Annotated in this window: 8 protein-coding genes; 1 reads left to right on the top strand and 7 read right to left on the bottom strand. The window is 63.2% G+C overall.

Annotated elements, in window-relative coordinates; all coding sequences use genetic code 11:
* Nucleotide 1 precedes the first annotated feature (1 nt).
* From infB to ASF61_RS00105, 7 genes are all read right to left on the bottom strand, one after another.
* The gene (infB, locus tag ASF61_RS00075) at nucleotides 2-2,893 is read right to left on the bottom strand and encodes a translation initiation factor IF-2 (RefSeq protein WP_056149785.1); all 2,892 of its coding nucleotides are present in this window, start codon (nucleotides 2,891-2,893) and stop codon (nucleotides 2-4) included.
* Nucleotides 2,894-2,939: 46 nt separating this feature from the next.
* A complete protein-coding gene (gene nusA / locus ASF61_RS00080; RefSeq protein WP_056149788.1) occupies nucleotides 2,940-4,505 on the bottom strand; it encodes a transcription termination factor NusA in 1,566 nt (521 codons plus the stop codon).
* Nucleotides 4,502-4,990: a ribosome maturation factor RimP gene (gene rimP / locus ASF61_RS00085; RefSeq protein WP_056149791.1), complete on the bottom strand. Its 489-nt coding sequence runs from the start codon at nucleotides 4,988-4,990 to the stop codon at nucleotides 4,502-4,504. Before rimP ends, nusA begins: the two co-directional genes overlap by 4 nt.
* Before the next feature lie 267 nt (nucleotides 4,991-5,257).
* The gene (locus ASF61_RS00090) at nucleotides 5,258-7,558 is read right to left on the bottom strand and encodes a pseudouridine synthase (RefSeq protein ID WP_056149794.1); all 2,301 of its coding nucleotides are present in this window, start codon (nucleotides 7,556-7,558) and stop codon (nucleotides 5,258-5,260) included.
* Complete coding sequence (gene scpB / locus ASF61_RS00095) at nucleotides 7,545-8,333, bottom strand: SMC-Scp complex subunit ScpB (RefSeq protein ID WP_056149796.1); 789 nt, start codon at nucleotides 8,331-8,333, stop codon at nucleotides 7,545-7,547. The genes ASF61_RS00090 and scpB overlap by 14 nt, the downstream gene beginning before the upstream one ends.
* Before the next feature lie 319 nt (nucleotides 8,334-8,652).
* Complete coding sequence (locus tag ASF61_RS00100) at nucleotides 8,653-9,681, bottom strand: glucokinase (protein ID WP_056151136.1); 1,029 nt, start codon at nucleotides 9,679-9,681, stop codon at nucleotides 8,653-8,655.
* Between the two features lie 155 nt (nucleotides 9,682-9,836).
* On the bottom strand, nucleotides 9,837-10,793 hold the full coding sequence (locus tag ASF61_RS00105; RefSeq protein WP_056149799.1) for a VTT domain-containing protein: 957 nt from the start codon (nucleotides 10,791-10,793) through the stop codon (nucleotides 9,837-9,839).
* Between the two features lie 509 nt (nucleotides 10,794-11,302).
* Between ASF61_RS00105 and ASF61_RS00110 the strand changes: the two genes are divergently transcribed.
* Nucleotides 11,303-14,101, top strand: coding sequence for a TonB-dependent receptor (locus ASF61_RS00110; RefSeq protein ID WP_056149801.1), 2,799 nt, complete (start codon nucleotides 11,303-11,305; stop codon nucleotides 14,099-14,101).
* Nucleotides 14,102-14,168: the final 67 nt, after the last annotated feature.

Genomic DNA, 14,168 nt, shown 5'->3' on the forward strand with positions numbered 1-14,168 from the left:
ATTACAGCGTACGGGCGATTTCCTGCACTTCGAACACTTCCAGGGAGTCGCCCACCTGGATGTCGTTGTAGTTCTTCAGCGACAGACCGCATTCCAGACCGGCGCGCACTTCCTTCGCATCGTCCTTGAAGCGCTTGAGCGAATCGATCTCGCCAGTCCACACCACGATGTTGTTGCGCAGCAGGCGCACCGACGACGACCGCTTGACCACGCCATCGGTGACCAGGCAACCGGCAATCGCGCCGACTTTCGAGACCAGGATGACCTGGCGGATCTCGACCTGGCCGGTGACGGTTTCGCGTTTTTCCGGCGCCAGCATGCCCGACAGTGCCGACTTGATCTCGTCGATCGCATCGTAAATGATGTTGTAGTAGCGAATGTCCACACCATTGGACTCGGCCAGCTTGCGGGCCTGGGCGTCGGCACGGGCATTGAAGCCGATGATGACGGCCTTCGAGGCCACGGCCAGGTTGACGTCCGATTCCGTGATGCCACCGACCGCTGCGTGCACGACCTGCACGCGCACTTCGGAGGTCGACAGTTTCTGCAACGACGACACCAGCGCTTCTTGCGAACCCTGCACGTCGGTCTTGATGATCAGCGGCAGGTTTTTCACTTCGCCTTCGGCCATCTGGTCGAACATGTTTTCCAGCTTCGCGGCTTGCTGCTTGGCCAGTTTCACGTCGCGGAACTTACCTTGACGGAACAGACCAATTTCACGCGCCTTGCGCTCGTCGGCCATGACCATGACTTCTTCACCGGCTTGCGGCACTTCGGTCAGGCCCTGGATTTCGACCGGGATCGACGGGCCGGCTTCGGTGATCGGCTTGCCGTTCTCGTCCAGCATGGCGCGCACGCGACCGAACGAAGAGCCTGCCAAAATCACGTCGCCGCGCTTCAGGGTACCGGACTGCACCAGGATGGTGGCGACCGGGCCCTTGCCCTTGTCCAGGCGGCCTTCGACCACCAGGCCACGGGCCGGCGCTTCGACCGGGGCTTTCAGTTCCAGCACCTCGGCCTGCAGCAGCACCTGTTCGAGCAGGTTGTCGATGCCCTGGCCGGTCTTGGCCGATACCGGCACGAATGGCGAATCGCCGCCGTATTCTTCCGGCACCACGCTCTCGGCCACCAGTTCCTGCGTCACACGGTCGACGTTGCCGCCCGGTTTGTCGATCTTGTTGATCGCCACCACCAGTGGTACGCCGGCCGCTTTCGCGTGGGCGATTGCTTCCTTGGTTTGCGGCATCACGCCGTCGTCGGCCGCCACCACCAGGATGACGATGTCGGTCGCCTTGGCACCGCGCGCACGCATGGCCGTGAAGGCTTCGTGACCCGGGGTGTCGAGGAAGGTGATCATGCCGCGTGGCGTATCGACGTGGTAAGCGCCGATGTGCTGGGTAATCCCGCCCGCTTCGCCCGAGGCGACCTTGGCGCGGCGGATGTAGTCGAGCAGCGAGGTTTTACCGTGGTCGACGTGACCCATGACGGTGACCACCGGTGCGCGCGGCTTCGATTCGAAGTGCGCGTGCTCGCCCTGGTCGGCCAGGATCGCTTCCGGATCGTCTTCCTCGGCAGCGTGGGCCTTGTGCCCCATTTCCTCGACCACGATCATCGCGGTTTCCTGGTCCAGCACCTGGTTGATCGTGCACATCTGGCCCAGCTTCATCAGTTGCTTGATGACTTCGGACGCCTTGACCGACATCTTGTGGGCCAGTTCGGCCACGGTGATGGTTTCCGGCACGTACACGTCTTTGACCACGGCTTCAGTCGGGGCCTGGAAGTTGGTTTCACGCTCTTCCGACGCTGCATGACGACGACCGCCGCCCTTGCCACCGCGCCAGCTGTCGCGGCCGGTCGATGGACCCGACGGGGCGCCACGGCCTTTGCCGCCTGGGCCGCCGCGTTTCTTGTCGTCCGACCAGGTCGAGGCCACGTTGGCCGACTTGATCGATTTCTTGTCGCCCGGCTTTTTGTCGCCTGGCTTGTCGCCCGGTTTGGCGGCGGTAGCCGTGGTGGCAGGCTTGTGCAGCGTGCCTTCAGCAACTTTCGGCTTGACCGGAGCGGGCGCCGGTTCCGGCGCCTTGATGGCGCGCCGCGGCGCGTTCATCATGGCCTTGATCTGGGCGACTTCGTCGGCCACGGCCTTGCGTGCGCGCTCGGTGGCAGCGGCCTTCTCGGCAGCTTCCTTGGCGGCCGCGTCGGCCTTTTTCTTGGCTTCTTCGGCAGCCGCTTTCTTTTGCGCTTCGGCAGCGGCGCTGGCAGCCGCATCGGCAGCGGACGCGCCGGCATGGGCGTTGGCGCTGGCAGCGTTCAGGGCCGAGGCAGCGGCACGGGCGGCCGCCTGCTCGGCGTCACGCTTGGCTTCGGCGTCGGCTTCCTTCTTCGCTTGCGCTTCGGCGGCAGCGGTGGCTTTCGCCTGCGCTTCCTTCTCGGCGTCGAGCTTGGCCAGGCGCTCCTGCTTCTCGCGCAGATCGGCTTCCTGGCGCGCGATCAGTTCGGCCTGCTTGCGCGCCTCTTCTTCGCGGCGCGCCACTTCGGCCGCATCGATCACCGGCGCCGCAGGGGCGGCAGCAGTGGTCGTGACCGGTTCGTCGCGCTGGACGAAAGTCCGCGTTTTCTTGACGGCGACCTGGATCGTGCGGGCCTTGCCATTGGCGTCGGCCTGCTTGATTTCGGTGGTTTCCTTGCGCGTCAGCGTGATTTTTTTCTTTTCCACGTCGGCTGCGGCGCCGTGGGTGCGACGCAGATGATCGAGCAGCTTATCCTTATCATCTTTCGACAATGGATCTGACGTCGAACTTTTCTCGACGCCGGCAGAACGCAGCTGCGTCAGCAGCAAGTCTGCAGGCATCTTCAGTTCGGTGGCAAATTGGGCTACGTTGTTACTCGCCATTCAGTCCTCTTTTCTATGTGTCGCGGAGATGATAAAGATACGCAAATTAAGCCTTTGCCGATTCTGCCAGGGTCCAGGCCTTCGCTTGCAGGCCCTTCGCACGGTCGTCGTACTTCGAATCGACCAGTTTCATCTCATCGTCGGTCACATCTTCAAATTCATTCGAAATCAGCGCGCGGGCGCGGTCGGACGACAAGGCCAGGATGGCGCCAAATTCGTCGTAGGCCAGGCCTGCGAATGCTTCAACAGTCTTGATACCTGCCAGGCCCAGCTTACCGGCCGTGATGCGGTCCATGCCTTCCAGACCGACCAGCGCCTCTTCCATGCCTTCCAGGCCTTCTTCCGAAGCGATTGCTTCGGTGACCAGGGCGTCGCGGGCACGGGTACGCAGTTCGTTGACGGTATCTTCGTCAAACGAGTCGATTTCCAGCATTTCGGAGATCGGCACGTAAGCGATTTCTTCCAGGCTGGCAAAGCCCTCTTCCACCAGGATGTCGGCGACTTCCTGGTCAACGTCCAGTTTCTCCATGAACAGTGCACGCACTGCCGCGGTTTCCTGGGCTGCCTTGTCGGCCGATTCCTCGGCCGTCATGATGTTGATCTTCCAGCCGGTCAGATCGGACGCCAGGCGCACGTTCTGGCCCGAACGGCCGATGGCGATGGCGAGGTTTTCCTCGTCCACGACCACGTCCATCGCGTGCTTTTCCTCGTCGACCATGATCGACGACACGTTGGCCGGGGCCAGCGCGCCAATGACGAACTGGGCCGGATCGTCGGACCACAGCACGATGTCCACGCGCTCGCCGCCGAGTTCGCCGGTCACGGCCTGCACGCGCGAACCGCGCATGCCGACGCAGGTACCGATCGGGTCGATGCGCTTGTCGGCCGTGTAGACGGCGATCTTGGCGCGCACGCCGGCGTCGCGGGCGGCCGATTTAATTTCCAGCATGCCCTGCTCGATTTCCGGCACTTCCAGCTCGAACAGCTTGGCGATGAAGTCCGGCGCGGTACGCGACAGGATCACCTGCGGGCCGCGCATATTGCGGTCCACGCGCAGGATGAAGGCGCGCACGCGGTCGCCGATGCGCAGGTTTTCTTTCGGGATCATCTGGTCGCGCGGCAGGCGCGCTTCGATCTTGCCCGATTCGACGATGGCGTCGCCGCGTTCCATGCGCTTGATGGTGCCGGTCACGAGCGAGTCGCCGCGTTCGAGGAAGTCGGCCAGGATCTGTTCGCGCTCGGCATCGCGCACGCGCTGCAGCACGACCTGCTTGGTATCCTGCGCGAAGCGGCGGCCGAACTCTACGGATTCGATCGGCTCTTCGATGTGGTCGTCCACTTCGATGTCGGGAATCTGTTCCTTGGCTTCGAAATGCAGGATTTCCTGGTCCGGCAGCTGCAGGCCCGCTTCGTCGGGTACCACGTGCCAGCGGCGGAACGACTCGAATTCGCCCGACTCGCGGTCGATCGAAACGCGGATGTCGACTTCACCCTCATACCGTTTCTTCGTGGCTTGCGCCAATGCGAATTCGAGGGCGCCGAAAACGACATCCTTATCGACGTTCTTTTCACGCGCCAGCGCGTCTACCAATAATAAAACTTCGCGACTCATGCTTTGCGTCCCTTAAAAACCACCTGCGGCACCAAGCGTGCCTTATCCATATCGGCGAGCGTAAACTCCAACAGCGCCGGACCATCATTGCTTTCGAATTCCAACGACAAATTCTCGCCCTGGGGGACTTGCAGGATCCCCTGGAACGATTTCCGGTTGTTCGTACCCGGCATTGCCGTGCGCAGCTTGACGATTGCTTCGCAACCGGCAAAGCGCACGAAGTCTTCCAGCTTGCGCACGGGGCGATCGAGCCCCGGCGACGAAATTTCGAGCCGCTCGTAATTCACGTTCTCGACCGTCAGCACATGCGACAGCTGGTGACTGACCGTGGCGCAATCTTCCACGGTAATCGGCCCTTTTTCTTCAGCGTCGGCCGCGCTGAAATCGATAAACACGCGCAGCAGTCCGCGCTCGGCCCGTTCGACATCAACCAGCTCGTAGCCCAGACCGGCGACGGTCGTTTCAATTAACTGCGGCAGCTGCAAGAAATTCTCCAGATTAAGGCTTGTTTCCGGCGTTTCAGACAACCGGCGCCAAACCCGTTCAACAAAAAAAAAATGGGCAATTGCCCATCTTCCAGTAATACCACCGGGGTCCAGCCTTGTTCGCGGTTTTATCGGGACAAGAACTTTTACCAGGCTGGTAATTATAACCTTATTCGCCCGGCGCTGCAATCCAAACGGGCCGGATCACTGCGCTACGAGCTTGCAGATAAGGTCAGGCGCGCCGATTACAAGGGTTAAAAGGTTACCTTAACCCTTGCGGCGACGCGGCATGCCATGGTCGCTGGCGCCGCCGCGCGGCTGCTGGCCGCGACGCGGTGCACCGGCGTTGCCGAAGCCGAACGTGGTTTGCAGCGGATCGGGCTGGCGCGGTCCCTTGCCGGCCGGCTTGGCCTGCTGGCCGCGTCCCTGACCGCCCTGCCCCTGGCGCTGGCCGCCGGCGCGCGCCGGTGCCGGTTCGCCGAGCGGACGACCGCCCGCATACGCGCCGATGCCTTGCGGCCGGCCGCCCGGACGCCCCGAACCCTGGGCGCCGCCGGCACGGCCATTGCCGCCTGCACGATTACCCTGGCCACCCTGGCCGGCAGCACGCCCCTGGCCGCCACCGAAACCACCCTGGCCACGGCCCTGGCCGCGTGGCGGCTTGGCAAATGGCAGCACGTTGTCGTTGCTGACATCGGCGCGGTTGAAGTTCGGTTCGTCGAGGTCATCCTCGTCGTCATCGTAATCGTAGTCGTCGGCACGGCTGCGCTGCGGGCGTTTTTCCGGACCCTTGTTCTGGGCCGGCTTGGCTTGCGGCCCCTTGCCGTTGCGCGCGGACGCGGCACCGGCTTCGGCGCCGCCTTTTTTCTCGACGCCGTAGACGGCCAGCATGTCGCGCACCTGGTTTTCTTCGAGCTCTTCCCAGCGGCCGCGTTTCAGGCTGCTCGGCAAGGTCATGGCGCCGTAGCGGGTCCGGATCAGGCGCGAGACGGTCAGGCCAATCGCCTCGAACATGCGGCGCACCTCGCGGTTACGGCCTTCGCCGATGATCACGCGGTACCACTTGTTGATGCCCTCGCCGCCGCCGTCGGCGATTTTCGAGAACTGCGCCAGGCCGTCTTCGAGTTCGACGCCGGCCAGCAGCTTCTGGCGCATGCCTTCTTCGAGCACGCCCAGCGTGCGCACCGCGTACTCGCGGTCGATGCCGTAGCGCGGGTGCATCAGGCGGTTGGCCAGGTCACCGGACGTGGTAAACAGCAGCAGACCCTCGGTGTTGAAGTCGAGGCGGCCAACGGCCAGCCACTTGCCGGCCTTCATGGTCGGCAGACGCGAAAACACCGATGGACGGCCTTCCGGATCGTCGGTCGAGACGATTTCGCCGGCCGGCTTGTGGTACACCAGCACGCGCGGCGGCTTCTTGCTCACGCGACGCTGGATCAGCTTGCCGTTGATGCGAACCGCGTCGGTCGGCAGGATGCGCTGACCGATGTGGGCCGGCTCGCCGTTGACCGACACGCGGCCGGCCACGATCAGGTCTTCCATGTCGCGGCGCGAACCGAGACCGGCTTCGGCCAGCACCTTGTGCAGTTTCGGCGCATCGTCGTCGGCCGTCAGGTCGCGGCGCGCGGCCTTTTGAGGCTGGCGCCCGCGGCCGCCGTCTTCGCTGTCGAAGGCGTCGGAGGTGACGAACGAGAAGGCGGCGTCGGCGTCGCTCGGCTTGGCGCCGTTCTGACCGCGGCCGGCACCATGCTTGTTCTTGTTCTTGCCATTCTTGCCGCTGCGGCCGTTCTGTGCCTGCTGTGGCTGCTGCGGTTGTCCCTGGCTTGCCTGCTGGCCGCCCTGGCGACCGTTGCGCTGGCCGCGCGGCTGGCGCACCGGCGCCGCGCCGTCGGCGCCTGCGGACTCGGCAACAGCGTCGGCCGCCACGGCAGCGTCCGGCGCCGGCTCGGCTTTCGGCGCCAGCGCTTCGCGCACGGCGCGCTGTTCGCGCATCTGGCGCGGGCCGCGCGGACGCTGGCCACGCCCCTGGCGCGGCTCGCCGTCGGCCGGCGCAGCGGTGCCGGCGTCGGCCTCGGTGGCAGCTGCGGCTAGCGCGACGTCAGCAGCAGGGGCGGAAGCGATAGCAGCAGCCTTGCGGCCCCGCGGCGCGCGGGCCGGCTTGGCGGCGTCGGTGGCGGCAGTGGCATGACCGGCGGCCGGCGCATCGGATGCGGCAGGAGCCGACACCGGAACGACCGACCCGGCGCCGCTGGCGACGTTATCGGCGTCGGCCACCTTGGCGGCCGCTCTGGCACGCGGCTTTTTGACCGCTGCCGGCGCTGCGGTAGCGACAGCGGCAGCGGCGTCGGGCGCTGGCGCCGTTGCAGGCGCATCGGCCCTGGTCTTGCGTTTCGGCTTGGCGGCCGGCGCGGCGTCGCCCGACGCTGCAGCAGCTGCCACATCGGTTGCAGCAGCGGGGGCGGCGCCAGCGCTTTCCGCAGCGATCTGGGCCTTGGTGCGGCGCTTGGGCTTGGCGACCGCAGCTTCGGCGGCGTCGTTGACTGTCTCTGGGGATTTAGGTGTGTTCATTATTCGTTTCTTGCTTGTGCTCGTGGACCATGTCATCGGGACGATGCACACGATCCTGCTTAACTTCCGGGCCGGCGTCAGGGCCGGTCGCGACCGCTGTTACCACCGGCGCCTCCGCCACGTCTGCGCCCGCGTCTGCTGGCGCGACACGGTCGCCGTGCGCTGCTTGTTCAAAGTTCTGCTGCAATGCTGCTTCCAGGGCCGCCATATCGCGACCGCCGCCCTGCTCTTCACTGATCTGCTGTAACGGCGGCAGCTGCGACAGCGCATGCAGGCCGAGGTCGTCGAGGAACTGGCGTGTCGTGCCCAGCAGCGAGGGCCGGCCCACCACGTCGCGGTGCCCCACCACGTCGATCCAGCCGCGGTCTTCCAGCAGCTTGATGGTCTGCGAATTCACGGCCACGCCACGGATTTCTTCGATATCGCCGCGTGTGACGGGCTGGCGATAGGCGATGATGGCCAGGGTTTCCAGCGTGGCCCGCGAATAGCGCGGCGGTTTCTCGGGACTGAGGCGATCGAGATAGCGCTTCATCGCCGGGCGGCTCTGGAACCGCCAGCCACTCGACAGGCTGACCACCTCCACGCCCTTGTCGGCCCAGTCGCGACCGAGTTCTTCCAGTAATACCTTGATCTGTTCGGCGCCGATCACGGCATCATGTTCGCCCGCCGCTTGCTCCTCGTCGACAAACAGCTTCTTCAGACTGTGGATGGTCAACGGCTCACGGGCGCACAGCAAGGCGGTCTCGAGGACTTTTTTAGCCTCAGCATTATCCATAGCAATCTTGTGGCTGCATGCGCCTAGCATGCGCAGAGTGACATCAATTACATTCAGTGAGTCGGTGAGGAAGGCGCTGCATCCATGATGCCGCCTGCCGGATTAGCCGCTGAAGCTGGTTTTTTTGTTTGGTGTTACGCGCTGTTTTGTTACGACGCCGGGGCGTTGCGCCTTGCAGGAGAGGAGCTCGGCACTGTTTTCGGGCGAAAACTGGCAAGGCCTGCCTGGGACGTTTCATCCAACCAGACGAATTGTACCTGATAAAACTGCCAAATGCGCATACGCCACGGCGAAATGTGGCGTAGCACAGTAACTTAACTTATGCCGAGGCAAGTTTCTCGGACAGGATGGCGGAAACGCCGACAAACGCCGGGTACTCGGCCGTGATGACCCAGGTCGGCACTTGCGCCAGGTACTGGTTGAAGCGCCCCTTGTACTCGAAACGCGCGCGGAAGCCCGAGCGGTCGAAGCGCTGGCCCAGCTTGGGCACAATACCGCCGCCGATGTACACGCCACCCTGGGCGCCCAGCGTCACCACCAGGTTGCCGGCGATGGTGCCCAGCATGCAGCAAAACGCTTCGATCACTTCGTCGCACAGGGCGCAGTCGCCCACCAGCGCCCGGCGCGAAATGTCGGAAGCGGCCAGCGGCTCGGCCGCCACGCCACGCATTTTGGCCAGCGCCCGGTAAATCAGTTCGATGCCGGCGCCCGACATCAGGCGCTCGGCGGACACGTGTTCGAATTCGGTCCAGGCGTATTGCAGGATCTCGACTTCGGTCTGGTTGACCGGCGCAAAACTGACGTGGCCACCCTCGCTCAGCAGCGCGGTCCAGCCATCCCGGCCCGGAATCAGGCCCGAAACGCCAAGGCCGGTGCCGGCGCCGATCAGCCCCAGCGGTGTGCCCTGCACCGCCACGCCATCGCCGACCTGGCGCTTCTGCTCGAACGACAGGAATGGCAAGGCACTGGCCAGCGCCGTGAAATCGTTGACCACCAGCAGGGTGTCGAACCCGACTTCGCGGCGCAGGGCCTCGATCGAAAACGCCCAGTGGTGATTGGTCATGCGCACCATGTCGCCGATCACCGGGTTGGCGATCGCGATGGCGCCGTTGCGGATGCGTCCCTGCCCGGTGCCGACCGCCTTGGCGACCAGCGGCGAACCGAGGTAGGCCAGCAGTGCCGCTGCCAGGGTCGGATACTCGACACACGGCAGCACGTCGATCGCCACGATCTGGCCCGGCGCGGTTTCCAGCGCAAAGCGCGCATTGGTGCCGCCAACATCAGCCAGCAGCCGTGGGCCACCGGGGAAGTCGTTGATCGGGAGCGAAGGCGAGGAGATAGCTGTCATGGCGGAAGCGAGTTGGTTGAGGCCCAAGCTTAAGGTATTTTCACCAATTCTGGCAAGAGTTTTGTAGTTTTAGTACAAACATCGGCGTAGTTTCACATGAACTCGCTAATTAACTCGTAGTATGACTACCCTGCACCGTATTACCCTGCACCGTATCAGGCCGACGCCGGCGCAGCCTTGTCGGCCAGCGCATCACGCGCGCGGAAGGCGGCGTTCCACGCGTCGAGCCCGCCGTGCAGCGGACGCGCCATGGTAAAGCCGTGCTGCTTGAGCTCCCTGGCGACCTGGGCCGCCGTGACATCGTTGGGACAGCTGCAATAGACGATCACATGGCGATTGCGGTCCACGGCGATCAGCTCGGGCGCCGGCTGGCCGCCGTTGAACAGCAAGGCACCCGGCACCGCCGGTTCGAGCAGCTGGGCGGTGGCGCTGCGCGCATCGACCAGCACCGGCGCCGCCCCCTGTTCCAGCAGCTGCTTGAGTTCGTCGATTGTCACGCGATCGATCTGCACCGACTGGCGAAACCGCTTGCGCTCGAGATACTTATAGCCGATGAACAGCGCCAGCAATATCAGCAAGACCATCAGCGCCGTGCTGCCCATGGTGCTGAGTGCGGTGAGCACGGAATCGATACTGGCGTGGAAGAACGCGCCGATGGCAATGCCGGTGCCGGCCCACAAGGTGGCGCCCAGCACGCTGTAGCAGGCGAACACGCGGGCATGCACCCCCATTGCTCCCGACAGCGGTGCGGCAATCGTATTAAAGCCCGGAATGAACTTGGAGACGATCAGCATGCGCGGGCCCCAGCGGGTAAAGCTGTCCTCGGTCTGGCTCACGCAATAATCGGGCGACAGCGAAATGCGGCACAGCAGCTTGAGGATGCGCTTGCCGTACAAGCGCCCCATGCGGAACCAGAAGCCGTCGCTGAGCATGCACGCGCACACCGCCACCGCCAGCACGGCCGGCCAGCTGAAATCGCCATCGACGGACAGCGCGCCGGCGACGATCAGGATCGGGTAGGCAGGAATCGGCAGACCGATCTGTTCGACCAGTACGATCGCAAAAACGATCAGGACGCCGTACTCCTGCAGCAGGTGGACAAAATTGGGCATCGTTCTATCTTAACGTAAAAACTGCATGATCAGCGGTGCGCAATCAGAACCGATTTTTCCGGCACAAAAACGAACATTCGCTGCCTCAAACCAATTCTTGTCGTCAAATCGTCACATTTTGAACACGTTTCGCAGATTATTTTTCACCGCATTTGCTGCTTTTTCCATATTTTCATCCGTCCATTGTTGATATTCGAAATTTTGCGATACCGCCATCTTTCCCGACGTTATCTACATGTAGCGCGACGTTCTCATCCGTCCTCCGATTTACCCCCGGCTTTTTGGGAGGGGCACAAGTACCTCCGCCCCCTAATTTAGTGCCAATAGGAATAAATGGTTACATTGACACCGATACTTGCGGGATGTTTTTATAAAAGAACCGGAAGGTGTGAATCTTCCCAGACCCAGAATGCCGGCGTGTCGCCGTGCCAAGCACGAGTGCGAGATCGGTAGATTAAACAGCAACAGCCATTTCAGTGGAGAGTTTCAGCATGATGATGGAAAGAGTAATGTCCCGTTCGGTACGCCTGATATTCTCGGGCAGCGTTGCCGCAGCCAGCCTGCTGGCCGTGCCCGCCATGGCACAAAGCAATCCGGAGCCGGCCGGCGCGTCGGTGCAGCGGGTCGAGATCACCGGGTCGAGCATCAAGCGCGCCAGCGCCGAAACTGCCTCGCCGGTGCAGATCATCAGCCGCGACGACCTGATGAAATCTGGCAAGGGAACGGTCGCGGAATACCTGCAAACCCTGACCGCCGATGGCGCCGGCTCGCTGCCGACCGGCTTCGGCAACGGCTTTGCCGCCGGCTCGACCGCGATCTCACTGCGCGGCCTGGGCGCCACCTCCACCCTGGTGCTGCTCAACGGCCGCCGCATGGCGCCGTTCGCCCGCGCCGACGACGGCCAGAAGAGCTTTACCGATATCTCGACGATCCCGATGCAGATCGTCGAAAGGATCGAGATCCTCAAGGACGGCGCCTCGTCCACCTACGGCGCCGACGCCATCGCCGGGGTAGTCAACATCATCCTGCGCAAGGACTTCACCGGCCTGCAACTGAAAGCCGACACCGGCTTCTCGCGCTACAGCGATGGCAAACAGAACAAGGCGGCCGTCACCTGGGGCAAGGGCAACCTCGACGACGACAAGTTCAATGTCGTCGTCAACGCCGAATATTTCCAGTCCGACAGTCTGAAAAACAGCGATCGCAAGGATCGCGCCTACATTGGCAAATCGGACCTGCGTGCCTATGGCTATCCGGTCGGCACCCAGTTTGCTTCCGGCTATATTGCTGGCAACAATACCGCCAGCGCGAGCCCGACCGGCTCGATCCGCAATCCGCTGACCAACGACTACGTTTCTTTGCCAGGCTGCGCCAACTTGTCGGCCACCACAGATCAGACTGGCTCCGGCGGCGGCTGCCTGTGGCATAGCGACCAGTTCCGCGACATGCAGCCGGAAATCGAAGCGGTCAACCTGTACACGCGCGGCACCTGGCAGATCAACGACGATACGCAGGCTTACGCAGAACTCGGCTACTCCAAGCGCGATACCTCGTTCACGCTGGTGCCGCCGTCGGTCACGCCGACCGTCGCCTTCCCGCCCAATGCCACGACACCACAGGGTTTCATCAACTATGGCAGCCTGCCACTGATGGCCGCCAGCCATCCGCAGAATCCGTTCGGCGCAGCCACCCGTCTGCGCTACTCGGCGTTCGACATCGGCGCCAACACCCGCAGCGCCAACAACATCTTCAAGCGCGCGGTGGTCGGCCTCAAAGGTTCGGCGATGGGCTGGGATTACGATGCCGGCCTGACCCACTCCGAGTCGGCACTGGACCTGATCTACACCAACATGCTGAACATGAAGGTGCTGCGCGCATCCCTGAGCGACCCGACTTCGCAATACTTCCCGTACTATATCGGCGACCAGGCTTCGCGCAATCCGGCCTCGTTGTATGCAGCGCTGCGCGTGAACGCCGGTTCGCATTCGACCACCAAGCTCGACATCGTCGACTTCAAGGCGTCGCGCGAGTTGCTCGACCTGCCTGGCGGCAGAATGGGCCTGGCGCTTGGCGGTGAATACCGCAAGGAGCAGCTGCGCAATCCATCGCTGTCGGGTTCGGAAGACGGTTCGATCAATTCGAGTTACGTGGCCGCTTTCGGCGACTCCAAGGTCAAGGCCGTGTTTGCCGAGATTCTGGCGCCGGTTGTGAAAACCGTGGAACTGTCGGCAGCACTGCGCTACGACAAATACGACCGTTTCAGCTCCTCGACGCCGAAAGCCGGCATCAAGTGGACCCCTGTCAAATCCTTCGCCCTGCGCGGCACCTACACCGAGGGCTTCCGTGCTCCCGGTGCAGCCGAGAGCAACGTCGGTTCTCAGTCGACCGGCTCGGCGCCGGTGCGTGATCCGGTCCGCTGCCCGGGCGGTGTGCCGGCTGCTGGCGGTGCCACCTCTACCGACTGCGCGATCACCATCGCTGCCGTCAAGGTCGGTGACCCGAACCTGAAACCGGAAGAGTCGAAAGGCAAAACGCTGGGCTTGGTATGGGATCCACTGGAAGGCACCAGCCTGGCCCTGGACGCCTGGAAGATCAAGCGCACCAACGAAATCAATTCGCTGCCGTACGACCAGGCTGCTGCACTGCCGACAGCAGTCCGGAATGACAACAACCTGGTCGTCAATGGTGTCGCCATCCCCAACACCGGTACCCTGGTGCTGACCCAGGCGCCATACCGCAATTCCAGCTACACGGAAGTGTCGGGCGTGGACCTGGACATCAAGCAGCGCCTGCGCCTGGGCCAGTATGGTCGTGCGGTGATCGGCCTGAACATGACCCACGTCGCTTCGTGGGTGCGCAGCGAGTCGGCCAACGTCCGTTACCAGTATGCGGGCACCCATGGCAATTGCGACACGTCCAACTGCGCTGGTACGCCAAAAAACAAGATCAATCTCAATGCATCGTGGGATCTGGGCGACCTCAACGTCACTGGCAACGTCAATTACCGCAGCAAGATGGACAATACGGCCTATGCAGGCGCCCTGTGTGCGAGCACGTTCACTGCGGCTTTCGGTGGCGGCAATGCACCAAACGCCAAGTGCGAAATCGCTTCGTTCACCACGCTGGATCTGTCGACCCGTTACAACATCAACAAGCAGCTGACCCTGTTCGCATCGATGAGCAACGTACTCGACAAGGTGGCGCCGCTGGATCCGCAAACCTACGGTGCCATGAGCTACAACCCGATGGACGCCTCCGGTGCCATCGGCCGCTACATGAAAGTGGGCGCGAGCTACAAGTTCTTCTGATCGCCTGAGGTTTTGGTACAACAGAGCCGGACCCGCTGCGTGGCGGTCCGGCTTTTTCTATCTTTAT

This window comes from Duganella sp. Leaf126, assembly GCF_001423125.1.
Lineage (GTDB): Bacteria > Pseudomonadota > Gammaproteobacteria > Burkholderiales > Burkholderiaceae_D > Rugamonas.